21 protein-coding genes, 1 pseudogene and 1 riboswitch are annotated in these 24306 nt (G+C 50.9%); of the genes and pseudogenes, 20 read left to right on the top strand and 2 right to left on the bottom strand.

All coding sequences use genetic code 11. The annotated features are described in order from the left end of the window. Positions 1-71: 71 nt before the first annotated feature. From VF724_RS10550 to VF724_RS10505, 10 genes and pseudogenes are all read left to right on the top strand, one after another. Entirely contained in the window at positions 72-1577 is a 1506-nt protein-coding gene (locus VF724_RS10550; protein WP_371754206.1) for a leucyl aminopeptidase, read from the top strand. Positions 1578-1739: 162 nt separating this feature from the next. Further along, a complete protein-coding gene (locus tag VF724_RS10545) occupies positions 1740-1901 on the top strand; it encodes a hypothetical protein (protein ID WP_371754205.1) in 162 nt (53 codons plus the stop codon). A gap of 25 nt (positions 1902-1926) precedes the next feature. Next, positions 1927-2247: a fumarylacetoacetate hydrolase family protein gene (locus tag VF724_RS10540; RefSeq protein WP_371754204.1), complete on the top strand. Its 321-nt coding sequence runs from the start codon at positions 1927-1929 to the stop codon at positions 2245-2247. Positions 2248-2525: 278 nt separating this feature from the next. After that, positions 2526-3668 (top strand): acyl-CoA dehydrogenase family protein, encoded by a 1143-nt coding sequence (locus tag VF724_RS10535; RefSeq protein WP_371754203.1) that lies wholly within the window; start codon positions 2526-2528, stop codon positions 3666-3668. A gap of 137 nt (positions 3669-3805) precedes the next feature. Further along, positions 3806-5443 carry an AMP-binding protein gene (locus tag VF724_RS10530; protein ID WP_371754255.1) on the top strand — a complete coding sequence of 546 codons (1638 nt, stop codon included), beginning with the start codon at positions 3806-3808 and terminating at the stop codon, positions 5441-5443. Between the two features lie 21 nt (positions 5444-5464). After that, positions 5465-5677: an acetyl-CoA carboxylase biotin carboxyl carrier protein subunit gene (locus VF724_RS10525; protein WP_371754202.1), complete on the top strand. Its 213-nt coding sequence runs from the start codon at positions 5465-5467 to the stop codon at positions 5675-5677. Between the two features lie 59 nt (positions 5678-5736). After that, positions 5737-7266 carry an acyl-CoA carboxylase subunit beta gene (locus VF724_RS10520; protein WP_371754201.1) on the top strand — a complete coding sequence of 510 codons (1530 nt, stop codon included), beginning with the start codon at positions 5737-5739 and terminating at the stop codon, positions 7264-7266. Positions 7267-7669: 403 nt separating this feature from the next. After that, positions 7670-7888 (top strand): annotated as a pseudogene (locus VF724_RS10515) (RDD family protein); the annotation flags it as partial. A gap of 171 nt (positions 7889-8059) precedes the next feature. Further along, positions 8060-9400, top strand: coding sequence for a c-type cytochrome (locus VF724_RS10510; RefSeq protein ID WP_371754200.1), 1341 nt, complete (start codon positions 8060-8062; stop codon positions 9398-9400). A gap of 25 nt (positions 9401-9425) precedes the next feature. Further along, on the top strand, positions 9426-10460 hold the full coding sequence (locus VF724_RS10505; protein WP_371754199.1) for a cytochrome c class I: 1035 nt from the start codon (positions 9426-9428) through the stop codon (positions 10458-10460). 114 nt (positions 10461-10574) lie between these two features. Here VF724_RS10505 and VF724_RS10500 read toward each other — a convergent pair whose 3' ends face one another. Beyond that, entirely contained in the window at positions 10575-10943 is a 369-nt protein-coding gene (locus VF724_RS10500; RefSeq protein WP_371754198.1) for a c-type cytochrome, read from the bottom strand. A 192-nt stretch (positions 10944-11135) separates the two neighbouring features. Between VF724_RS10500 and VF724_RS10495 the strand changes: the two genes are divergently transcribed. From VF724_RS10495 to VF724_RS10485, 3 genes are all read left to right on the top strand, one after another. Continuing rightward, positions 11136-11969: a sensor histidine kinase gene (locus VF724_RS10495; RefSeq protein WP_371754197.1), complete on the top strand. Its 834-nt coding sequence runs from the start codon at positions 11136-11138 to the stop codon at positions 11967-11969. Continuing rightward, positions 11966-12613, top strand: coding sequence for a response regulator (locus VF724_RS10490; RefSeq protein WP_371754196.1), 648 nt, complete (start codon positions 11966-11968; stop codon positions 12611-12613). Before VF724_RS10495 ends, VF724_RS10490 begins: the two co-directional genes overlap by 4 nt. Positions 12614-12698: 85 nt before the next feature. Then, complete coding sequence (locus VF724_RS10485) at positions 12699-14003, top strand: MFS transporter (RefSeq protein ID WP_371754195.1); 1305 nt, start codon at positions 12699-12701, stop codon at positions 14001-14003. 411 nt (positions 14004-14414) lie between these two features. On the opposite strand, the gene VF724_RS10480 is transcribed toward VF724_RS10485, so the two are convergent. Continuing rightward, positions 14415-15317: a DMT family transporter gene (locus tag VF724_RS10480; RefSeq protein WP_371754254.1), complete on the bottom strand. Its 903-nt coding sequence runs from the start codon at positions 15315-15317 to the stop codon at positions 14415-14417. A 268-nt stretch (positions 15318-15585) separates the two neighbouring features. Next, positions 15586-15796: riboswitch (cobalamin riboswitch) on the top strand. A 267-nt stretch (positions 15797-16063) separates the two neighbouring features. On the opposite strand from VF724_RS10480, the gene cobT reads away from it, so the two are divergent. The 7 genes from cobT to cbiE are packed head-to-tail and all read left to right on the top strand — an operon-like array spanning position 16064 to position 24306. Further along, positions 16064-17869 carry a nicotinate-nucleotide--dimethylbenzimidazole phosphoribosyltransferase gene (gene cobT, locus VF724_RS10475; protein ID WP_371754194.1) on the top strand — a complete coding sequence of 602 codons (1806 nt, stop codon included), beginning with the start codon at positions 16064-16066 and terminating at the stop codon, positions 17867-17869. A gap of 18 nt (positions 17870-17887) precedes the next feature. Continuing rightward, positions 17888-19528, top strand: coding sequence for a precorrin-3B C(17)-methyltransferase (gene cobJ, locus VF724_RS10470; RefSeq protein WP_371754193.1), 1641 nt, complete (start codon positions 17888-17890; stop codon positions 19526-19528). A gap of 19 nt (positions 19529-19547) precedes the next feature. Then, the gene (locus tag VF724_RS10465) at positions 19548-20495 is read left to right on the top strand and encodes a sirohydrochlorin chelatase (RefSeq protein WP_371754192.1); all 948 of its coding nucleotides are present in this window, start codon (positions 19548-19550) and stop codon (positions 20493-20495) included. Beyond that, positions 20492-21262: a precorrin-6A reductase gene (gene cobK, locus VF724_RS10460; RefSeq protein WP_371754253.1), complete on the top strand. Its 771-nt coding sequence runs from the start codon at positions 20492-20494 to the stop codon at positions 21260-21262. Before VF724_RS10465 ends, cobK begins: the two co-directional genes overlap by 4 nt. Before the next feature lie 31 nt (positions 21263-21293). Then, the gene (locus VF724_RS10455; RefSeq protein WP_371754191.1) at positions 21294-21944 is read left to right on the top strand and encodes a precorrin-8X methylmutase; all 651 of its coding nucleotides are present in this window, start codon (positions 21294-21296) and stop codon (positions 21942-21944) included. Positions 21945-21956: 12 nt separating this feature from the next. Further along, positions 21957-23063 carry a cobalt-precorrin-5B (C(1))-methyltransferase gene (locus VF724_RS10450; protein ID WP_371754190.1) on the top strand — a complete coding sequence of 369 codons (1107 nt, stop codon included), beginning with the start codon at positions 21957-21959 and terminating at the stop codon, positions 23061-23063. After that, positions 23056-24306 carry a precorrin-6y C5,15-methyltransferase (decarboxylating) subunit CbiE gene (cbiE, locus tag VF724_RS10445; protein ID WP_371754189.1) on the top strand — a complete coding sequence of 417 codons (1251 nt, stop codon included), beginning with the start codon at positions 23056-23058 and terminating at the stop codon, positions 24304-24306. The genes VF724_RS10450 and cbiE overlap by 8 nt, the downstream gene beginning before the upstream one ends.

Genomic DNA, 24306 nt, shown 5'->3' with positions numbered 1-24306 from the left:
AAATAGAAATTAAAAGTAATTCCATTTCAACCTTACGGATTTAACTTTCATGCAGAAAAGAGGAAATCGTAATGAAAATCCAATTTACCGATACAGGGTTAGCCGAAGTTAAAGCCGATTTACTCGTTCTGGGCTGTTTTAAAGAAATCACCAAACCAGAGGGCATGTTGGCGGAAGCGGACCGCATGCTGGATGGCGCAATAACGGAGCTGATACATCTGGGCGAAATTACCGGAGCCTTTAAAGAAACGACCCTTTTGCATACATATGGCAGAATGACGGCGAAACGTCTGTTGATTATCGGTCTGGGTGAAACCGAGCGGTTTGATTCGAACCGTTTGCGGGAAATCGCGGCGGTTACGGTAAGAAGTGCCGCGAAAACAAAAGCGAAAAAAATCGTAACGGAGCTTTTCGGACTCGGCCATCCGATTATTCACGAGCATCATGTCACGCATTCTTTTGCCGAAGGGGCCTATCTGGCTTCCTATCAATTTGCCGGCTACAGCTCAAAAAAGGAAGAAAAGCATGAAATCGAATCGATTCAGTTCCTTTACAATAAGCCGTCCGATGAGCTGGTTTATGGAATCGAGAGCGGAACAGCGTACGCGGAAGCAACGAATTTGGCCAGAGATTTGATCAATACCCCGGGAAATCTGATGACACCGGCGCTGATGGCGGACAAAGCGGTTGAAATCGCCAAAAGGCACGGCATGGAATATGAAATACTGGACAGAAACGAGATGGAAAAGCTGGGGATGGGCGGGCTCTTGGCCGTTGCTCAAGGAAGCGAGCAACCTCCCAAAATGATCGTCATCAAATATAAAGGAAAAGAGCATTGGGAAGACGTGCTGGGTTTTGTCGGAAAAGGTATTACGTTCGATTCGGGCGGAATCTCCATTAAACCCGGCGCTAATATGGATGAGATGAAAATGGATATGGGCGGCGCTGCGGCTGTCCTCGGCGCGATGGAGGCGATCGGCAAATTGAAACCGAAAGTCAACGTGCTGGCCGTGATTCCCGCCGCCGAGAATCTTCCCTCGGGCAAAGCCTACAAACCGGGCGATGTGATCAAAACGATGAGCGGAAAAACCATCGAAGTCTTGAATACGGATGCTGAGGGAAGAGTGGCTTTATCCGACGCGATTTCCTATGCCATCCGGCTTGGAGCGTCGAGGATCATTGACGTGGCGACGTTGACCGGAGCCGTTGTGGTGGCTCTCGGCCATGCGGCAACCGCTGCAATGACCAATGATGACGCATTTCTTGCAGATTTTATGAGATGCTCGAAAAAAGCCGGAGAAAAAGTGTGGCAGTTGCCGTTGTTCGATGAATACAAGGAGCAGATCAAAAGCGGCATCGCCGATTTGAAAAATACGGGGGGGCGGCCCGCAGGCAGCATAACCGCGGCGCTTTTTCTTGAAGCGTTTGTGGAGGACATTCCGTGGATACATCTGGACATCGCGGGCACCGCGTGGGGCGATAAGGACGAACTGTCGCCGAAGGGCGGCAAAGGCGTCATGGTCCGCTCGTTGGCGCAAATCGCCAAGCATTACGGCAAGCGCGGGATGAAAAAGTGATTCGGCGGGAGGTGTAAAGTCTTAATGAGAGCATCTTCATATCCGGATATTCGAAATATTTATTGCGTCGGACGAAATTATGCGTCATTTGCCCAAGAAATGAAAAACGCGCTGACGGAAAACCGATTATTTTCATGAAACCGACCCATGCCCTAAGAGCCGATGAACGGGAACATGCTTGTCCTGTCCGGCGAGCATGGAGAAATCAGCTGTGAAGCGGAGCTTGTGCTGCATATCGGCAAGACGTACGAGCAGGGGATAACCGTTGAGGATCTGGTTGATCAATTTACGGTAGGCATCGACTTCACTTATCGGAATAGCTGAACGAGGTAAAGAAAAAAGGACAGCCTTGGGGCTGCCCGCAAAAGGCTTCAAAAGCTCTTGCACAGCAGGACGGTTTCTTGAATTTTCCGGGAAAGAGGTCGAACGCAGCGATTTCAGATTGCTGAAAAACAGGGAGAACCTGCAGGTCGGAAATGTGAAGAGCATGATTTTCCCGCTGCAAAGGCTCGTTGATTTTATCGGCCAGAACTACGGTCTCGGCTCAGGCGATCTGATTTATACGGGAACTCCCGAAGGAATCGGCAAATTGCAGCAGGGTGACAGGATCGAGCTTTTATGGGATGGAAAATCGGTTGGAACGTGTGAAATCCAGATAAAACCCGGCTAATCATATCCTTTGATCGGGGTCCGCCACGACGTCGATTCCCACGTCGCCAAAACGTGCCAGAATACCCGAGCCAGTTCCATTGTTGGGATCTGGCTTTTTGCATAATGGATCTGAAATCAACGGGATGTCTCATGTATACCGATGACGATTTTAGGGGCCGCTGTTTGATATCAGTAGGCTTTCAGTTCTCAGCATGGTTACTTGGACGTATAAATGGTATAAAACGGAAGGGAAAATCGGCCGGTCATGCCGTACTGCCAAAAAAGGAGGTTGCAAACGTGAATTTTGAATTGACCAAAGATCAGCAAATGATCAAAGACATGGTGAGCGATTTTGCCAGCCGAGAAGTCGCGCCTAAGGCCGAAGAGATTGACCGCACGGGTGAATTTCCGCTTGATACGTTGAAGAGAATGGGAGAATTGGGCCTGTTGGGCATCCCGTTTTCGGAGCAATACGGCGGCGCCGGCGGCGATACAATCTCCTATGCAATCGCGGTGGAGGAAATCGGCAAAGCCTGCGGGAGCACGGGTCTCAGCTATGCTGCGGCCGTGTCGCTGGGGGCAAGCCCTATCGACTATTTCGGAACGGAAGAGCAAAAACGCCGGTTTTTGGTTCCTTTGGCTTCGGGTCAAGCCTTGGGAGCGTTTGGTCTGACGGAACCGGGCGCGGGCTCGGACGCAGGGGGAACCCGCACGAAAGCTGATCTTGACGGAGACGAATTTGTCATTGTCGGCGAGAAGACCTTTATCACGAACGCCGCCTTCGCCAAATCGATCATCGTCACCGCGGTAACCGGGACGGATAATAAGGGCAAAAATATCATTTCCGCTATCATCGTGCCATCGGACACACCGGGGATAACGGTGAAGACGATCCATGACAAAATGGGGGTCCGCGGTTCCAATACATGCGAAATTGTGCTGGATCGAGTTCGTGTCCCCAAAGAAAATTTGCTCGGCGATCCGAAAAAAGGCTTCAGCCAATTCTTATACACGCTTGACGGAGGGAGAATTTCCATTGCCGCGCTGTCTGTAGGAATTGCCCAAGCCGCCATGGAAAAAGCGCTGCAGTATGCCAAAGAGCGCACGCAATTTGGCACGTCGATCTCCAAGTTTCAAGCGATTCAATTCAAGCTGGCGGAAATGGCGATGGAAATCGAGTTGGCCAGAAACCAAGTGCTGAAAGCGGCATGGTTAAAGGATCGGAAAAAGCCGTTTACCCGGGAAGCGGCAATCGCCAAATTGTTTGCTTCCGAAATGGGAATGCGGGTATGCGACGAAGCGATTCAAATCCATGGAGGATACGGTTATATGCGGGAATACCAGGTGGAGCGCTATATGCGCGACGCCAAACTAATGGAGATCGGCGAGGGGACCTCGGAAATTCAAAAATTGGTGATTGCCCGCCAGCTCGGCTGCTAAAAAATTGACGGATCACGGCTCCAGTCCCACTTTTTTTGGACTATTCGAACTCATTCTTATTGTATACTGGAAATATGAGGGACAGAGTCCGATCTGAAACTCTTCGCTATTCAATGAGGGGGATTTATATGACCGTTATGCAAACGCTTTCAATTACAGTAGGTGATCTGCTGGAGCAAAATGCAAAGGAGCGCCCCGATCATGAAGCTGTCGTTTACGCGGATCGCGGGCTGCGCTATTCTTATCGCGAATTCGATCAAGTTTGCCGCGATACGGCAAGAAGCTTGATGGGCTTGGGAGTAAAGCGCGGGGAGAACATTGCCGTTTGGTCGACGAATACGCCCGAATGGCTGACCCTCCAATTTGCAACGGGAAAGATGGGCGCGGTGCTGGTCACCGTCAATACGAGCTACCGTGCGGCCGAGCTTGAATATTTACTAAAGCAATCCGATTCTACCACGTTGGTTTTGATTGAATCGTTTCGCGATCATTCATACGTCGACACGTTATATGAGATTATCCCTGAATTAAAAGCTTCAGTTCCGGGCAATTTGCAATCGGAAAAGCTGCCGAAATTGAAAAATGTCATCATTCTGGGAGACAGAGCTTTTTCCGGGATGATGACCTGGTCCGAGCTGCTTGCAATGAAAGACAGCACCAGTGAAGAGGAGCTTAACCAAAGAATGAGGGAGCTGGAACCCGACGATGTCATCAATATGCAATATACGTCGGGAACGACCGGATTTCCCAAGGGCGTGATGCTGACCCACAACAATCTGGTGAACAATGCCTATAACATTGCCCATTGCATGAAATTAACCGAGGCCGACCGGATGTGCATACCGGTACCGTTCTTTCATTGCTTCGGCTGCGTGCTCGGCACGTTGGCGTGCGTAACCGTCGGCGCGACGATGGTTCCAGTGCAGGAATTCAACCCCGAGCTGGTCTTGAAAACGGTACAGGATAAAAAGTGCACCGCCTTGCACGGTGTGCCGACCATGTTTATCGCGGAACTGAATCACCCGAATTTCGAGCAGTATGATCTATCATCCTTGCGCACGGGAATTATGGCGGGCTCGAATTGTCCGATCGAAGTGATGAAGGGCGTCGTCAACAAGATGGGAGCCGACGAAATCACGATCGCTTACGGGCAGACGGAATCTTCTCCGGTCATCACCCAAACGAGAACCGACGATCCGATCGAGCTCCGCGTGTCCACCGTCGGACGGGTGCTTCCGAATGTCGAGGCCAAAATTGTTGACCCGGTCAGCGGACTTGAGTTGCCGCCGGGAGAGCAAGGAGAATTGTGCACGCGCGGATACCATGTGATGAAAGGCTACTATAACGATCCGAAAGCAACCGCGGAAGCGATCGACGAGGACGGATGGCTGCATACGGGCGATTTGGCTGTCGTGGACGAAAACGGCTACTTTAAAATTACCGGAAGATTGAAAGATATGATCATTCGCGGAGGTGAAAACATCTACCCTCGAGAGATCGAAGAATTTTTGTATCAGCATCCGCAAATTCTCGATGTTCAGGTCGTCGGTGTTCCCGACATCAAGTACGGCGAGGAGGTGAGCGCCTGGATTATTCTCAAGGACGGCGCTTCCTTGACAGCGGAAGAGCTTCGTGAATATTGCAAAGGGAAAATTTCCCGCCACAAAATCCCCAAGTACATTGCCTTTGTTCGGGAGTATCCGATGACGGCCTCGGGCAAAATCCAGAAGTTCAAATTGCGCGAAAAAGCCAGAGAAGCTTTTGAATTAATATAATTTGAAAAGGGAGCAGATAGAATGAAGCAAATCTTATCGAATATGGCGGGGACCGTCTGGCAAGTGCTTGTCGCACGAGGGGATTCGGTGAAAGCAAACCAGGATGTCATCATCCTTGAATCCATGAAGATGGAGATCAATGTCGCCAGCAAGCATGACGGGATCGTAAAAGAATTGAAGGTAAGCGAAGGGGACTTCGTCAACGACGGCGATGTATTGATCGAATTGGAATAGCCGCCGGAGCGAATCCCGCAGCAGGAGAGGAATATATCCAAGTTAGGGAAAGGGGAGGTATGATGACAGAATCACGTTTCCGGCAGATTTCCGAACAGATCCGACAAGGCGGTGAACTGAAATATCATGAAAAAAACGGACAAATCGGAAAGCTGTTTGTCAGGGATCGGCTGAAGCTTTTATTTGATGAAGGATTGAATATCGAGGACGCGTTTTTCGCCAATTGTCTCGCAGACGGACTGCCCGCCGACGGTGTAGTGACGGGAATCGGCAAAATCAACGGACAACCGGTATGCGTGATGGCCAACGATTCCACCGTGAAAGCGGGCTCCTGGGGGGCCCGTACTGTGGAGAAAATCATCCGGATTCAGGAGACGGCGGAAAAGCTGAGGATCCCGATGTTTTATTTAGTCGATTCCGCAGGAGCCAGAATCACCGATCAAGTCGAGATGTTTCCCGGACGCCGCGGCGCCGGACGCATTTTTTACAATCAAGTGAAGCTGTCGGGGAAAGTGCCTCAAGTCTGCTTATTGTTCGGACCTTCGGCTGCGGGAGGAGCTTACATTCCCGCGTTTTGCGACATTGTGATGATGGTTGAGGGAAACGCATCTATGTATTTGGGATCGCCGCGCATGGCGGAAATGGTCATCGGCGAGAAAGTGACATTGGAAGAAATGGGCGGCTCCCTCATGCATTGTTCGGTTTCCGGGTGCGGGGACGTGCTGGTCAAAACCGAACAAGAAGCTATTGAAAAAGCCAGACAGTATATTGCCTATTTCCCGTCGTACTATGGGGAAAAACCGCCAGCCGCACCGGCAAAACCGCCGAGAAAGGCGGAGAAAACACTGGAAGAAATTCTTCCACGGAACCAGAATACGCCGTTCGATATGCTTGAGCTGATCGAGCGAATCGTCGATCAAGACTCTTTCTTTGAAATCAAAGAGCTGTTTGCCCCCGAGCTCGTGACCGGGCTCGCCCGATTGGAAGGCAAACCGGTCGGCATCGTAGCCAACCAACCGCGGGTGAAGGGAGGCGTGTTGTTCCATGATTCGGCGGACAAAGCGGCCCGATTTATCAATTTGTGCGATGCATTTCATATTCCGCTATTGTTTCTCGCCGACATTCCCGGTTTTATGATCGGAACGAAAGTGGAAAGAGCCGGTATCATCCGTCACGGAGCGAAGATGATTTCCGCGATGTCGGAAGCGACCGTGCCGAAAATTTCCGTTATCGTCAGGAAAGCTTACGGTGCCGGACTTTATGCGATGGCCGGTCCGGCATTCGAGCCGGATTGCTGCCTGGCGCTGCCTGCGGCGCAAATTGCCGTCATGGGTCCGGAAGCTGCGGTCAATGCGGTATATGCCAATAAAATTGCCGAGCTCCCTCAAGAGGAACGTCCGCACTTCATTCAACAGAAACGCGAAGAATACAAGAAGGACATTGACATTTACCGCCTCGCATCGGAAATGGTGATCGACGGAATCGTCCAGCCAAACGACTTGCGGGAAGAATTGCTGCACCGATTCGACGCCTATATGTCCAAATATACGAGGTTTACCGATCGCAAGCATGGGGTGTACCCGGTTTGAGGTGAAGACAACCTTGCGGTTTCCCGCAGGGTTGTCTTTTTACTGTTCATTAAGGATTTCAACCTGACTCTATCGGAATGCCCAGCTTCCCGTTTAACATAATATTTCACAACGCATGAGAAAACTCCTATGGACATTGTCCCAAGGATGTGTTGATTCATGCAAACGGGAATCGAACCTTCCACATTGAGCAAAATGATAGATTTTGTGAAGGAAACGGAGCCGGGTTAAGTGAAATTCGCTCGGAACACGGGGCTGATTCAATAGGCTACATTTCATCCTCTGCGATTCGCGAGAAATACGAAAAGCATTGGAATGTGAACCCTATTCGATTCGAACGCCAATTATGTCAGCGAGACAGGCACAAATAAGTATTGCCGCTGTCCCCGCGGGCCGTTAACCGGTTGTTTCCAGAGGCGTCGGAATTCGGATCGTCAAGGTGAATGGGGAAAAGGTCGGTATTGGAACCATGCTGATGCGTTTTCTCGTAGGTTCGCTAATATATATTGTCACTTTGGGCGTTGCGCTCATTGTCAGCGCCTTTATGGTGGGATTGCACAAAGACGAACGCGCGATTCACGATTTCATCGCCGGCACTTATGTGACTTACGAGAGGCCGTAATTATCGGCAAAAACCATGTTCCTCGTCGGGACATGGTTTTTTTGTACATCTTTCAATCTTTCTTCAAACAACCGACATAAATGTAGCCCATTCGAGTCATATTCGACCGAATCTCTCCTCCTTATAATTATCTTTGGTTATGCACATTTTGTAGAGAGAGGAGAGATCAATATGGATTTTCCCACAATTGATTTCGGTTGGTTGGGAAATGGAAATTTGATCGGCCTGATGGCAGTGGTGCATGTCTTCATCAACCACGCAGCAGCTATCGGTGGTTCAATCTTGATGGTTTCCATCGAATACATGGCGATCAAACAAAACAGTGAAGTATTGGATCGGTATGCCCGAAGATTAAGCAAATGGATTTTAATCATTACGACAACAGTCGGAGCGATGACAGGGGTAGGAATCTGGTTTGCGACCATGGTCATCGAACCGACGGCCATCGGATCGCTGCTGCGTATTTTTCACTGGGCCTGGTTTACCGAATGGATTATCTTTGTAAGCGAAGTCGTCCTTCTTTTGATTTATTTTTATATGTGGGATCAATGGAGCGGGGAGAAGAAGAAGCTTCACCTGCGCACCGGAATAGCGCTTTGCGTAATGTCCTGGTTAACCATGGTGATCATTACGGGCATACTGGCCGCGCAAATCAATCCGGGCAACTGGGTAAAAACGCTTTCGTTCTGGGATGCGTTCTTCAATCCGACCTGGCTTCCGTCCACCATTTTCCGCACGTTTGCCGCTATTACGCTGGCTGTGGCCGTAATGACCCCGTTGGTCGGCTGGTTTGTGAAAGAATCCAAAGACCGTCATCTGGTTTTGAAAATGCTTGGAAAATGGCTTGTGCTGTCGGTGCCGATGATGTTTATATTTGGATTCTGGTATCTGAAGAGCTTGCCCGATCAAGCGCAAACGCTCGTCGTATGGGCAACGGGGATGAGCAGCTTCATGTTTCTTTTTATCAATGTATTGGGACTGCTGCTGATTCTTGTTCTGGGAGCGATGCTGCTTGACGGCAAGCCCAAGTTTCCGATTGCGCTGGCGATGTTTACAGGACTATTCTCCTTGACGCTCATTGCCGAGTTTGAGATCATTCGTGAAAATATTCGCAAGCCGTATGTCATTTACAATTATATGTACGCCAACGGCGTACTTAAAGATCGAGTCGAACTGTATAAAAAAGAGGGCGCGCTGGCGAATTCCAAATTCTCAAAGGTAAAAGAAGTCACGGAGGAAAACAAAATTCAGGCCGGTGAAGAATTGTTCCGGATGCAGTGCATCCAATGCCACACCATCGACGGGGTTCGCGGCAACCGTGCCATGACCGTTAGGATAAACGGCTGGAGCGAGGAGGCGATCGCGCGATTCATTCCGCATCTGCATGAGGTCCGGCCAACGATGGCTCCGTTCGCCGGCAACGAGAAGGAAGTGGAGGCATTGGCCGCTTACCTGCACAAAATGGTTCTTGAAGCGAACGGTGCCAATACCCAAGCTGTCGGTTCTAAATAAGATCAACGAATTGGAGGGACGTATTGTGCATTCAGTCATATATCCGCTGGTAAATTCACCAGTGCCTAACGATCTTGAGCTTGCGATTCCCGGAAGCATCCCTTTTTTCAATGTACTTATCGTGATCGCGTTGATCGCGCATCTTATTTTTGTGAATATTGTGGTCGCCGGCGCCGTTTACACCGTATGGAACGAAGTGAAAGCAATCCGAAAGAAAGACCCCGTCATCGATCGGTTGGCCTATCAAATTGCAACGCAAGTGACGATCCACAAAAGCATTGCCGTCGTGCTGGGAGTCGCGCCGCTCTTGGTCATCAGCACAATCTATACGCAGTATTTTTACCCTTCCACAATCTTAATAGGGAAAATGTGGCTGGCTCTCATTCCGCTGCTGATCATCGCCTTTCTGCTGCTTTACGTATACAAGTTCACGTGGGAGAAATGGAGCCATAGAAAAGCGGTTCATCTTTCCTTTGGAATTGCCGGCACGGGCATTCTGCTGTTTCTGCCGCTCGTGTTCATCTCGAATGCCACCTCGATGCTGAACCCGCAAATGTGGGAAGGCTCGCGAGGCTTTTTCCATTCGCTGTTCTACTATCCGACGATTTGGCAAAAATACTTTCATTTCATGTCGGCGAGCTTCACGGTCATGGGCATGTACATGTATTGGTGGGGACGAAAAAAATCACTCAAACACTCCGATCCCGTATATACAGAGATGAAAAATTTCGGCAAAAAGTCGGCTTTTCTGTTTGCGCTGCTGCAGCTGTTAGCCGGACCGATTTTGCTGTTGAGCCTGGACTCGCAGGTAAGATCAAGTTTTCTGGGAGGCTCTTTGTTCCACAGCGCATTGTTGGTCACCGCGGCGATTCTTGCCGTTATCTGGATCGCAATGCTGTTGCAACTCATCAGACATGAAAGCAAACGCCTGTTTGTTTCATCGCTGGCCCTGCTGCTGGTCATTATGGGACTCATGGGCTGGATTCGTGGCGAGGTTCGTGGATTGTACCTAGCCCCGTACATGGACGAGTCTCCGCGAACGGTTCATACGGTTAAATAGCAGTTGCGGGCAGACGCGAAGCCTCTGCCCGGCAAACTCCACAATAAAAGAGGCCGCCCACCGGTTGAAAAACCGTTAATGGGACGGCCTCTTTTAAGTCAATTTGCATGCTTTTTACTTGTGCCCTTCCAGCCACAGAGCGAGATTCGCAATCTCCTCGTCCTTTAACGTTCCTTTGAAAGCCGGCATGCTCGCACGGCCATTTTGAATGGTCTTATAAAGCTGCTGACCGCTGAGCTTCGAACCTACTTTTTGCAGATTCGGCCCCACTGCGCCTTGCAAATCGGTTCCGTGGCAAGCGATGCAGGATTGTCCGTAAAGGTTTTTCGCCGCATTTGCATCCAAAGTCACCTGGGGCATCGCAGGTTCGGCATTCGCCTGCTCTTGCGCCGTCGGTTGTTGGTAGGCTCCTTGGACAAATAAAACTCCAAGCCCCAAGGTAAAGGCGCCAAAAACCAACGTGACCATAATCCACTTGTGCATGATTATCCCTCCTTGTACCACTTTTAATGGTAGCATTCCCCGCTTTTGCTTGTATATAGCTCTAACGAGTCATGGGGCACCTTTGCGGCTCTACAAAATCGACACATTTGTAACACCATTGTGTCATTTTGCCATGCCTGGTTGATTTATAATGTGTTGGAGGGAATTGATCCATGAATGGGAGTTGAAATAATGACTTACAAACAAATGAAATGGTTCATTTTATTGACTCCAACGGTCACCATAGGTGTCTGGGAATACGTTCGCCACCATTATTTACTGCCTTATCTTTCGATGGAAGCAGGGAACTGGCTTGCTCCACTCATTGTATTTTTTGTCACCGTGACGTTTTTGACCAAGTTGTTTTCCATCATGGAACAGGTACAGGAAGAATTGAATCAAGCGCGCGCTTCGCAAGCCGTGCTGGAAGAACGGGAAAAAATCGCGCGGGAGCTGCATGACGGGATAGCGCAATCATTGTTTTTATTGTCTGTCAAGATGGATCAGTTGGAAAAAAACAGCGTATCGGGAACGGGAACGGCATCGTATGAGGGGTTGAAAAAAACGGTATATCAAGTGAACGAATACGTCCGGCAGGCGATTAACAACCTGCGATATCCGCCAAATCCGATCAAGCTGCCTTGGACGGATTCCCTAAACAACATGGTGCAGAATTTTGTGCAGGATACAGGTCTTTGCGTTCATGTGGATTGGAAGTTAGAGGATATAAACCTATCAGCCAAAGAGAAGGTGGAACTTTATTCATCGGTGCATGAAGCCCTGCTCAATATACGAAAACATGCGAACGCGACGCAAGTATGGATTCATGCGGAGAAATTCCCAAAGGGCTGGGTTTGCGAGATTTCGGATGACGGACAAGGTTATGAGGGCGACCCGTTTCAGCACGAAAATCGGTATGGTTTGAAAATTTTGAAGGATCGCGCGAAGGAAATGGGATGGCGCCTTGTTTTGCAACGGGAGAGCGGACGGACAAGAATGGAAATTCGAAAGGAGGGGCCGCATTGACACAACCTTTTCGCGTACTGATAGCGGATGATCATGCGCATGCCCGTGAAGGGATTCGGGCGATCCTGAGCAGCGATCCGACTTTCCAGATCGTTGCCGAAGCGAAGGATGGAAGAGAAGCGGTACAACTAACGGAACAGTGGATTCCCGAGCTTATTTTAATGGATATCAGCATGCCGCATATGAATGGGCTGGAGGCAACCAAAATCATCAAAGACAAGCATCCGAATATCAAAATAGTGATGGTCACCGTTTCAGACGACAGCTTGCACCTTTTTGAGGCCCTGAAAAAAGGAGCTCAGGGCTATTTGATAAAAAATTTAAATCCGACCGCATGGCATGAATACTTAAAAGCGGTAGCCGTCGACGAAGCGCCCGTGTCACGGGAATTGGCAAACCGTATTCTTCAGGAATTTTCCCAGAAGGAAATTGCTAAATTCAATGAAAACCTGTTGACAGGAAGGGAACGGGAAATCCTCGGTTGGGTGGCAAAAGGTTTATCCAATCGGGAAATTGCGGAGAAATTGGAGATATCCGAACACACGGTCAAAAACCATTTGAAAAATATATTGCATAAGCTTCATTTGGAAAACCGGGTCCAGCTTGCCGGGTATGCTTTTAAAACAGGTTTGGTTCAGGAATGAAAAAATTTAAGCAAAAATAGTTTGTTAAAATAATAGATTAATAATACAATATGTAAAGTCAGTTCCTCGGAAAGGTGTCCTGGTGATGTCGTATAAATCTGATGATTCAATAGCATTAGTCAAACAACCGGTTGGATTGCAAAATTACATTGATGCCCCGGAATTGCAGCGACGGTTGTATCGACGGACGTTATTGATCGTTGTCATTTCACAAATTTTCGGCGGTGCGGGGCTCGCAGCGGGCATAACCGTCGGAGCGCTTCTTGCTCAAGATATGCTCGGTACGGATAGTTTCGCAGGGGTTCCGGCTGCGCTGTTCACTTTGGGTTCTGCGGTCACAGCTCTGCTTGTAGGGCGGCTCTCGCAGCGCTTTGGGCGCCGTCCGGGGCTTGCGACCGGATTCTTGACCGGCGGGATCGGCGCGATCGGCGTCATCATCTCGGCACTGACGCACAATATTCTGCTGCTTTTTGCTTCTCTGCTCATCTACGGGGCCGGAACGGCTACAAATTTACAAGCGCGCTATGCAGGCACAGACTTGGCCAATTCCAAACAACGGGCAACCGCAGTCAGTATCGCAATGGTCTCAACGACCTTCGGTGCAGTCGCGGGTCCAAATCTGGTTAGTGTAATGGGCCGGTTCGCCGGATCAATCGGAGTCCCCGCTCTGGCGGGGCCGTTCATTCTGGCAGCCGCGGCTTTCATCCTTGCCGGTTTGGTGCATCTGATTTTTCTTCGCCCAGACCCGCTCATCGTCGCCAAAGCACTTGCAGAAGAGCAGAGGAAGCATGAGAATCCTCTCGCAAATACAAATGTCAATACAACGGCAGTCAACAAACGAGGTATCGTTGTTGGATCCACCATCATGGTCTTGACTCAGATCGTGATGGTTGGCATTATGACCATGACGCCCGTACATATGAGGCATCATGGACATGGCTTGAGCGAGGTGGGAATGGTTATCGGAATCCATGTCGCCGCCATGTATCTGCCGTCTCTGGTGACGGGGATCCTTGTGGATAAGGTTGGACGCGTTTCAATGGCCATCGCTGCCGGCGCCACATTGCTTGCTTCAGGCGTTCTCGCCGCAGCAGCACCCGCCGATTCCATGCCGCTGCTCATCATCGCGCTGGCCCTGCTTGGGCTTGGCTGGAACTTTGGCCTGATCAGCGGCACTGCGCTCATCGTAGATGCAACAACTCCGTCCACGCGCGCGAAGACGCAAGGCTCCGTTGATGTCCTGATCGCTTTGTCGGGGGCATCGGGCGGCGCACTGTCCGGCATGGTCGTAGCTCACTCCAGTTATCCGACACTCACACTTGCCGGAGGCTTTCTATCGCTGCTGCTTCTTCCGGTCGTGATCTGGTCCTCCCGCGGCAAGGCAGAATAAGGGCGGACGGAGGAAAACCCGCCGGTTTTCGAAAAGCGATTGTAAGATAGGTGTATCGAAAGTGTGGAACAGTTCAACCCTCAGTCTATGGACTGAGGGTTTTTTGCATTTGGTTATCTCATTTTTGAAAAAATATCTAAATTGCGGCCCTCATTCGATCATGAAAAGGGGAATTTAGACGAAAAAAGAGGAGAAAAGTAGTGTTTTAAAGAATTGGTGTGACGTGTTAGATTTATCTCATATGAGAATCGGTTTACGATCAAGGTTTTTACAGGAGGATAGAGAAAAATAAATGAATATAAAAAAACACTTTTGGCAGTCCTTGCTTGTCTATTTTTTCAAAGCAATCCGGTCGTAGGAACCTGGTAGAGAGATTAGCAACGCATTATTGGTTTAGACGAATTAAAAAAATTATTCGGATCGTGCATGATACGATTCGGTTGTGGCCGTTTTTCGGTTAACCAGATAAATACTTAATACGATTAACAACAAGCCCCAAAAAAGCAAGGGGTTGAAAGGCTCTTTCAAAAACAGCGTACTCCCCGATACGGAAATAAGAGGGACGATGAAGGTGCTGGCTGCCACCTTGCTTGCTTCACCGGAGCGAACCAGTGTAAAATAGATGACCCAAGCAGTTGAAACGCCTAGGATAGATCCGAATAACATGCCTGTAATATACTGCGCATTCCAGACGATTTCCGACCAGGATTCGACTGCAAAACCGATACTCGTTAGAATCGTGCCGCCAATGATGAATTGAATCGCGACAAGCCATAATGCGTCAGTTTTTCCAGCTTCTTTTTTGAAATAAATAATGCCGATTGCCCATGAGATAGAAGTCAGCAGAGCAAGCATAATACCGGTGAATGAAAATTCCATCGTAATTCCATCTGCGCCTACCGCAATCACTCCGAAAAAACCAAAAACAAGCCCGATGATCTTCTGCCATGACATAGGTTCGCCTAGAATCCGCCAGGCCAGTACGCCTACAAGAACCGGCTGAAAATAAACGATTACGGAAAATAATCCGCCGGGAAGAAAGTTCAATCCAACGGTCTGAAAGCCGAAGAACAAAAAAACATTGAAAAATGCAGAAACAATATAAATCCTCAAGTTCTTTTTAAACTGGATTTTTTTCCATCTATGCAATAAGAAGAGCGCCAATCCCATACCTCCGAGAAGCGTACGAAGTCCGGCGAAAAGCAATGGTGGTGTATAAGGAAGGGCAATTTTATAAACCGGCCATGACAATCCCCAGATGAGAACAAGAGCGGAAATTAAACTTATCGTACGAATGCTAGAATGTTGGGCCACTTTATGAAGCTCCTCCCACACAAATTAGCTTTCAAAATCAGCACTTTTGTTATTATTAAATAAAAAAATAAATTTGTAAACTAGACGTTTATCACAAAAGGACATCGGTTGATGCGTTCAGTTGCAATAGCTCTAAGAATCAATCAATAACCGACCACGGAAGCTTGGAGTAGCCTCGGGACGCCACTGGCAAATTGTATTGTTTGCGTGTTTTTGAAGTAATAATAATATTGGACAAAACATTTTGAGAATGATATATTTACTAAAAACTGAATATGACTAAATAGGTACCGTTTTTTCATTTGAGGGGAAATCGGTTGAAAAGGGAAGCCCGGTAAAAGCCGGCACGGACCCGCCACTGTGATGAGTTCGATATTCACTATCGACATGGTTTCAGCCAACAGTCACTGGAGTATATCCGGGAAGACGCTGAAACTTACGCTCTAAGTCAGGAGACCTGCTTATTTAGTTGACACCGTTCCCTACGAGGTTAAGGTGGTGTCAGAAGAGCCTGCATCTACATGACTTTATTGTTCTAAAATAAGGTCATTTGAATTATTTTTTTAGGGATGAGCATTTCTGACACAATGTTGGAAATGCTTTTTTTTAATTTTTTCTATCGGAATAGGAGCAAGAGAATCACTTTGCGAGTCAGTTCAAGCCCAAGGAAAGTACCGGGAGTAAGTAAATAAGAAAAGGGAATTTACTGCGGTTTTATCGTCTGTTTGAAAGGAAGGAGCATAGTTATGGAAACATTGCTTAAAGTGTTAAACCGTATCGAACGACTCGACATAAGTGCAATGCGGCTGATGCGGATGCGCCTGAACAATTTGACCAAGCCGCTTGGCAGTTTGGGAGAGCTTGAAGATATCGCAGTTCAGCTGGCTGGCATACAGGGATCGCCGCTTCTGAAAATTGAACGGAAAGCGATCGTCGTCATGTGCGGCGATCATGGCGTGACCGAGGAAGGCGTCAGCGCATATCCTGCGGAAGTCACGGGCCTGATGATGGGCAATTTTGTTCGAGGCGGGGCGGCTGTCAATGTGTTGGCCCGGCAAATTGGGGCCGCGGTCCGCGTCGTTGACATCGGCAGTTATTTGTCGGAAACACCGCAAGGCATCATTGCACGCAAGATACGCAGCGGTGCAGGCAATATTGCTAAAGGTCCGGCCATGACGAAACAGGAGGCGGCGGAAGCGATCGGCATTGGCATCGAGATGGCGATTTCTCTTGCGGATGAGGGGTTCAACGCGATTGGACTCGGTGAAATGGGAATCGGCAATACGACGCCGAGCAGTGCCATGACAGCGGTATTCACAGGGCGTCCCGTTCCGGAGTTGACCGGCAAAGGAACCGGCATCCATGATGCGGGGCTTGTTGCCAAGATGGAAGTGATTGAGCGGGCAATTCGTGTTAATCACCCGAACCCCATTGATGCGATCGATGTCATCGCAAAAGTGGGAGGACTTGAAATCGCCGGGCTCGTCGGCGTTATTCTCGGCGCCGCTTCCCGCAGATTGGCTGTTGTGATCGATGGTGTCATTACCGGAGCGGCCGCTCTGGCGGCGTGCCGCATCGAGCCTCGCTGCCGCGATTACATGATCGCCTCCCATTTATCCGTTGAGCCTGCGCATCGGATTATACTTGATGAGCTTGGCCTCCAGCCGATTCTTCACCTTGGGATGCGTCTTGGCGAAGGATCCGGTGCGGCGCTGGCTTTTCCCGTCCTTGAATCGGCGATCCGGATTGCGCATGAAATGGCCACGTTTGACGACCTTGGCCTTCCCGGTCCCGCACCGGAGCTGGAGGAATACAGCATGCCTTCGTTTGCTGAGTCGCGAGCCTCTATTTATCAGAAAACAGAAGCGAGAAAATTAGCCGATCCGGCTCTCGCAGCAGCTTCGACCCATGCTTTCTCAGCGGCGGAGAAAGCGGGCGTTTACAAAGCTATCGAGCAGCGGCGAGACATCCGCTCGTTCAAATCTGACCCTGTCTCGGACGAGTTGCTCATGCGGTTGCTGCGTGCCGCTCATCATGCGCCGTCGGTTGGCTTCATGCAGCCGTGGAATTTTATTTTAATTACTTCGGAGTTGACCAAGCTTAGGTTGAAACAGGCGGCTGACAAGGAACGTCGTGCGCTGCTTATCCATTACGAGGGAGAACAGGCGGAGAAGTTCGCAAAGCTGAAAATTGAAGCGCTTACGGAAGCGCCGATTACCCTCTGCGTGACGCTGGACCCTACACGCGGCGGCCTGCACGTTCTTGGACGCAATTCGATACCCGAAACGGACCTCGCTTCCGTTGCCTGCGCGATACAAAATTTATGGCTTGCGGCAAGGGCGGAAGGCTTGGCGGTCGGGTGGGTCAGCTTTTATAAAAAACAAGATGTTCGCCACATATTGGGCATTCCGCCGCATATCGAACCCGTTGCTCTCTTGTCTATCGGGTATACCGAGCATTTTCCCGAACGGCCCATTCTGGAAACGGCGGGTTGGAGAAGTAGGCTGGCTTTGGAGGAATTGATTTTCACCGAGGAGTGGGGAAGGAAATAATTGCTTGGAGGTGGCAATATGAGAGAAGCAAAAGGCAAGCTGCTCGTTATCGGATTCGGGCCCGGGGCTTTTGAACACATAACGGAGCGGGCAAGGCAAGCAATCGAAGAAAGCGAGGTCGTGATCGGTTACAATACATACGTTGATCTGATCCGCGGATTGTTAACGAATCAGGAAGTTGTCCGTACAGGGATGACGGAAGAGGTGAGCCGTGCCCAGGAAGCGGTGCGTCAAGCGGAAAAAGGCAAAAAGGTGGCTGTCATTTCCAGCGGGGATTCAGGCGTATACGGGATGGCCGGTCTTGTATACGAAGTGTTGATCGAGAAGCAGTGGGATCCGGAAACAGGAGTGGAAATTGAAGTCATCCCGGGGATTTCCGCAATTAATTCCTGCGCGTCGCTGCTAGGAGCGCCGGTAATGCACGACGCGTGTACGATCAGCTTGAGCGATCATCTGACGCCGTGGGATGTGATCGCGCGTCGCGTCGAAGCGGCTGCATCGGGTGATTTTGTTATCGCCCTTTATAACCCTAGGAGCGGAAGGCGCACCCGGCAAATCGTCGAGACGCAGCGCATTTTGTTGAATTACCGCTCGCCGGAGACACCGGTGGGACTGGTCAAAAGCGCATATCGCGATCGCGAGCAGGTTGTTTTAACGACGCTTGGGCGTATGCTGGACCACGATATCGGCATGCTGACGACGGTCATCATCGGAAATTCCGCGACTTTTGTTTATCATGGCAAGATGGTCACACCTCGCGGTTATCAGCGGAAATATACGCTGGATGCGTTAGAGCAGCAGTTGGAGCTGCACGAACGGCTTCAAGTGGAAGCCGAGCCGTGGTCGCTCAATGCGGTGATTTCTCCTGAAAACACCCTGCCGCAACAGACAGATGCTTTTGAACTGAACCCAGCTGCCCTGGCGCTTGAAGCTTTGCGCACGCTGGAGACCAAAGGCATCATATCTGGCGGCTACATTTCAGGCGATCAAGTGCCCGCGCAAAAAATGCAAATCTCTATCTTTGAAGTGGGTGTAGCGCCAGGGATTGCCAGCAAAAAATTCAGCGCTCGACAAATGACTGCGCTGGCGGAACTGGCGGGAGAATCGGGCGAGATGGAATATACGCCGCATCACCAGATCATTTTACGCGTGCCGACAGACGAACCGTCGGAAATTGTGTCCCGGCTGAAATCCGAGAAATTGCTGGTATTTCCGATTGGCGATGTGGTCCAAATTAAGGCGTGCGACTTTTGCAATTTGGAAAAGGGTGAGGCGATTCCGGTAGCCGAGCAGTTGAATCTGCGGATGGGAGGGCTGAAAACACCGAAGGAATTTATGGTCGGATTGAACGGCTGCGCGATGGCGTGCTACGGAGCGGCATTGGAAGACGTCGGGATCATTTTCCGAAAGGGAGCGTATGATTTATTCCTTGGCGGAAAAAAAACCGGCCGCAATGCGCATCCGGCCCAACTTGTGGCTGAAGGCATTCCCGCCGAACAGATCGTGCCGACGGTGGAACGGATTTTCCGCCAGTATGCTGAACAAGCTCACCCGAATGAAAGGTTCCATAAATTTTTCAAACGGGTCGGCAGCGTGGCTGGTTTTCAACATCGGGAGCATGCTCCGCAGATCGCCGTGGACGGCGTATGCGGAAGTTAATGAAGAGGAGAATGCCATTATGGAAGTGATCTTGTTGGTGGGTCACGGCAGCCGTGATCCGGAGGGTAATCTGGAGTTGCTGGAATTTGCCGAATTGGTGCGACGGACGGCGCCTCAGTTTGTGATAGAGACGTCCTTTTTGGAATTTGCCGAACCGACTATCGAGCAGGGAATTGACCGTTGTGTGGAGCTAGGGGCGACTAGAGTCGTGCTTGTTCCTATTATTTTGTTTGCTGCCGGTCATGCAAAGCTGCACATTCCCGCCGCCGTTGATCAGGCTAGACTCCAGTATCCGCACGTACATTTCGTTTATGGGCGGCCGATCGGCATTCATCAGAAGGTGATGGACATTCTGAAAAGCCGCCTTGCTGAAGCTGGATTTTCCACTTCGCTTGTAGAAGGAGCGCGTCAACCGGATACGGCGGTTTTGCTGCTGGGACGGGGAAGCAGCGACGGGGATGCGAACAGCGATTTTTATAAAATGTCCCGTTTGTTTTGGGAGCAAGTGCCTGTCAAATGGGTCGAAAGCTGCTTTATCGGCGTTACCGAGCCCTCCTTTGAGGAAGGGCTAGAACGGTGTATGCGGCTTGGGGCGAAAACCATCTATGTGCTCCCTTATTTTTTGTTTACCGGTATATTGATCAAACGAATTGAGCGGATGACGGCTGAATTTGCCTCGATTCACCCGGATATACAGATTGTCTTGGGAGACTATTTCGGTTTCCATCCGCAGCTTGTCGAGCTTCTGCTCGATCGTGTCGGCGAAGCGGTTGAAGGACGGGCTTTTATGAATTGCGACATGTGCCAGTATCGGATGGAAGCAGCAGCGCTCCATGAGCATCACCACCATCACGATCACGAACACATTCACCATCATGATCATCACCATGAACATCACCATCATCACGAACACGACCGTCATCATGACCACCATCACGGACATCATGGAGGGAGGAGAAGCCAATAATTTTCATGCTCTGCGGAACCAGCGATGCCAGAGATCTGGCCATCAGCATAAAGGCTTGCGGTTTCGAAACGCTTTGCTCGGTAGTTTCCGACAGCGCGGCCAAAAGCTTGCAGGACGAAGGACTGCCTGTTCGCGTCGGACGTTTGACTGAGGGAGAGATGAAAGCGTTGCTGCAGAACGGTGGATTTCGGGCGGTTGTCGACGCCAGTCACCCGTTCGCCGAAGAAGCGCACAGGAATGCGATGCAAGCGGCCCGAGGGACCGGGATTCCCTACATCCGATTTGAACGCGCTTCTGTGATCTATGGGAATCACTCCCGTCTAACGGTTGTGTCCGGTTATGAGGAAGCGGCATTGGAGGCGAAACGGCGCAAAGGCTCCGTGATGCTGACGACAGGAAGCAAAACGCTGCACATTTTCGCCAAGCATTTGATCGGCGATGCGGATATCCGGCTTGTTGCGCGGATGCTGCCTCGGCGCGACAACATGGAAAAGTGCGAGGAGCTCGGCATCGAGCAAAAAAATATTATCGCCATGCAGGGCCCGTTTACACGCGAGATGAACGAAGCGCTTTACCGCCAGTACGGGACAACGGTCATGGTTTCAAAAGAAAGCGGCAAGACAGGGGCCGTCGACGAAAAGGTTGAAACGGCGCTGAACATGGGCATTGATGTGATATTGATCTCTCGTCCGGAAATCGAGTTCGGTACTGTTTTCAGCGCTTATGAGGATATTTTGAAAGAATTAGGAAAGATACTGGTTCAGTAGAAATTTGTTCGAATGCAAAGGAGGGTTCACCATGGATTTTAAAACGGACTTTAAACCGCTCACCACTCAGCCTCAGGAAATCGAGGACAAAAGCTTTCAAATCATTACCGATGAGTTGGGCCCGCATCCTTTTACGGAGGAACAGTACCCGGTGGTGCAAAGGGTTATCCACGCGTCGGCGGATTTCGAGCTCGGCCGCAGCCTTGTCTTTCATCCGAAAGCGATTGAAGCAGGCATTGCTTCTATCCGCAGCGGCGAGAAGATTGTGGCGGATGTGCAAATGGTGCAGGTGGGCATCAGCAAGGATCGGATACGAAAATATGGCGGCGGCGTGCATGTCTACATCTCCGATCCGGATGTGGTCGAAGAAGCAAAACGTCTGAATACGACCCGGGCTATCATTTCGATGCGCAAGGCGGCTCGCGAAGCCGAAGGGGGCATCTATGCGATCGGCAATGCGCCGACTGCGCTGCTTGAGCTCATCCGGATGGTAAAGGAGGGACTCGCCAAACCGAGTCTCATCATCGGGATGCCTGTCGGTTTTGTGTCGGCGGCAGAATCCAAGGATGAGCTGCGCAGGCTCGATGTGCCGTTCATCACGAATATCGGGCGCAAGGGTGGCAGCACCATCGTGGTAGCCGCGGTCAATGCACTGTCTCTGCTTGCGGACAAACGCAACTAAAGAGGTGGCGAAGTGAGCGATTGGCAAGAGGAACAAGAGTCTAAACCGATGAAGCACGGATTTACGACCGGCGCCTGCGCGACAGCCGCCGCTAAAGGAGCGGTCACCATGCTGATCAGCCAACAGTCCGTTCACGAAGCGGAGGTTTGGCTGCCGGCCGGTTTTGCGCATACGTTCGAACTGATTGAATGCGAATTTACGCGGGATATGGCGCAATGCGCCACCATCAAGGATGCGGGCGATGACCCGGACGCGACCCACAAAGCGAAAATCGTTGCCGCCGCCTTCTGGAAGGACGGCATAGGGATTGAGCTCGACGGCGGTGTTGGTGTCGGGCGTGTGACAAAGCCGGGACTTCCCGTCAAGGTAGGCGAGGCGGCCATCAACCCGGTGCCGCGGCGCATGGTCGTGAAGGCGGTCGAAGCGGTGCTGGAAGAACACGAAATCCGGCGCGGCGTTAAAGTGGTTATCTCCGTACCGGATGGGGAGGAAATCGCCAAAAAGACGCTGAATGCCCGACTCGGCATTGTCGGCGGCATTTCCATCCTCGGTACGCGCGGCATCGTCGTACCGTTCTCCACCGCAGCCTACAAGGCCAGCGTCATTCAGGCGCTGCAAGTGGCGAAAGCGTCCGGTTGCAAGCACGTGGTGCTGACGACGGGAGGCAGCAGCGAAAAGTATGCGATGTGCATGTATCCTGACCTGAGCGAAGAGGCGTTCATTCAAATGGGCGATTTCGTCGGCTTTACCCTGCAGCACGCCAAGCGTCTTGGCATGGAGACGATCAGCCTGGTCGGGATGATGGGAAAGTTTTCAAAAGTTGCGCAGGGCATCATGATGGTTCATTCCAAAAGCGCTCCGGTTGATTTTGCGTTTTTGGCCCGGGCAGCCGGTGAAGCGGGTGCTTCTTCGCATTTGCAAGCGTTGATCGCCGAGGCGAATACGGCGTCTCATGCGGCCGATTTGGCGATTGAAGCGGGCGAGCCGAGGTTTTTCGATGTATTGAGCAAATACGTTTGTCAACACGCTTTGGAGCATATCGGCGGTGGAGTGAAGGTGGAAACGGTGCTCGTTTCGATGAAAGGTGAAACATTGGGGAGGTCGGAAATCCGTGCATAACCGAATACACATTATCGGTATTGGCGACGACGGTCCGCCGGGGCTGAACGAGAGGAGCCTCAACTTGGTGCGTGAAGCGGAAATCCTTGTCGGCGGGGAACGGCATCTGGCGATGTTTCCCGAACATCCGGCGGAGCGAATGGTGTTGAAGGGGGGACTTGTCCGAACTGTAGACGAGTTGGCCCGGCTTCGCGAGAGCCGCCGCATCGTTGTGCTGGCGTCCGGCGATCCGCTGTTTTACGGCATTGCCGGTTTTATCGCAAAAAAAATGGGCTCGCAGGCGGTGAACATCCATCCGCATTTAAGCTCGCTGCAGCTGGTGTTTGCCAAGTTGGGCGATACCTGGCACGATGCCGAGCTTGAAAGTGTGCACGGGCGATCCATCCGCGGGTTGGCGCAGCGGATTGACGGAAAAAGGAAGATCGCCCTCTTGACGGACGATGAAACCAATCCTAACGTCATTGCCCGTTACTTGCTGGAGTTTGGCATGGATGAATATGAGGCCTTTGTCGCCGAAAACCTTGGCGGCAAAGACGAGCGGTACGGGTTCTGGACCCTTGAGGACATGGCGTCCGGTACTTTTTCACCGCTTAACATCGTCATTCTGCGGCGCAGGGCCGATGCCCCCAGTCCGCGCCACGGCTTCGGCTTCGAGGATGAGGAGTTTTATCAGAGGAAGCCGGACAAAGGGCTCATCACGAAAAAGGAAGTGCGCGTACTCAGCCTGTCGGAATTGAAGTTAAAGCCGGACAGCGTGGTTTGGGATATTGGCGCGGGTTCCGGTTCGGTTGCCGTGGAGTGTGCCAAATTGGCTCCGTACGGGCAAGTGTTCGCCATCGAAAAAAATGAAGCCGATATGGGCAACATTGAGCAAAACCGCCGCAAGTTTCGCGCCGACATCACGGCGATCCGGGCAAAGGCGCCCGAAGGGCTGCAGGATATCCCCGATCCGGATGCGGTGTTTATTGGGGGGAGCGGCGGAGAACTGCGCGAGCTGATTCGAATTTGCTGTTCGCGTCTCAAGGAGGACGGCCGGATTGTCATCAATGCTGCAACGATCGAAACGCTGGCGGAAAGCAAGGCGGCTTTGCTCGGGGAAGGATTCGCGGCACGGATTTCGCTCGTTCAGATCGGGCGCAGCAAACCGATTTTAGATATGACCCGTTTCGAAGGGTTGAATCCCGTCTATATCATCACCGGGTTCCGCCAGACGAAAACGGAAAATGGAGAGGAGGGAGAATAG

It is taken from the genome of Ferviditalea candida (assembly GCF_035282765.1).
In the GTDB taxonomy this organism is placed as follows: Bacteria; Bacillota; Bacilli; order Paenibacillales; family KCTC-25726; genus Ferviditalea; species Ferviditalea candida.
This window is presented reverse-complemented; position numbering and strand designations above follow the sequence as displayed.

Excerpts from the sequence above, each read along its gene's own strand:
- VF724_RS10500 (WP_371754198.1), bottom strand. The coding sequence starts at position 10,943 with ATGCACAAGTGGATTATGGTCACGTTGGTTTTTGGCGCCTTTACCTTG.
- VF724_RS10485 (WP_371754195.1), top strand. The coding sequence starts at position 12,699 with ATGTCGTATAAATCTGATGATTCAATAGCATTAGTCAAACAACCGGTT.
- cobJ (WP_371754193.1), top strand. The coding sequence starts at position 17,888 with ATGAGAGAAGCAAAAGGCAAGCTGCTCGTTATCGGATTCGGGCCCGGG.
- VF724_RS10465 (WP_371754192.1), top strand. The coding sequence starts at position 19,548 with ATGGAAGTGATCTTGTTGGTGGGTCACGGCAGCCGTGATCCGGAGGGT.
- VF724_RS10545 (WP_371754205.1), top strand. The coding sequence starts at position 1,740 with ATGAACGGGAACATGCTTGTCCTGTCCGGCGAGCATGGAGAAATCAGC.
- VF724_RS10520 (WP_371754201.1), top strand. The coding sequence starts at position 5,737 with ATGATGACAGAATCACGTTTCCGGCAGATTTCCGAACAGATCCGACAA.
- VF724_RS10495 (WP_371754197.1), top strand. The coding sequence starts at position 11,136 with ATGACTTACAAACAAATGAAATGGTTCATTTTATTGACTCCAACGGTC.
- cobT (WP_371754194.1), top strand. The coding sequence starts at position 16,064 with ATGGAAACATTGCTTAAAGTGTTAAACCGTATCGAACGACTCGACATA.
- VF724_RS10550 (WP_371754206.1), top strand. The coding sequence starts at position 72 with ATGAAAATCCAATTTACCGATACAGGGTTAGCCGAAGTTAAAGCCGAT.
- VF724_RS10525 (WP_371754202.1), top strand. The coding sequence starts at position 5,465 with ATGAAGCAAATCTTATCGAATATGGCGGGGACCGTCTGGCAAGTGCTT.
- VF724_RS10530 (WP_371754255.1), top strand. The coding sequence starts at position 3,806 with ATGCAAACGCTTTCAATTACAGTAGGTGATCTGCTGGAGCAAAATGCA.
- VF724_RS10455 (WP_371754191.1), top strand. The coding sequence starts at position 21,294 with ATGGATTTTAAAACGGACTTTAAACCGCTCACCACTCAGCCTCAGGAA.
- VF724_RS10510 (WP_371754200.1), top strand. The coding sequence starts at position 8,060 with ATGGATTTTCCCACAATTGATTTCGGTTGGTTGGGAAATGGAAATTTG.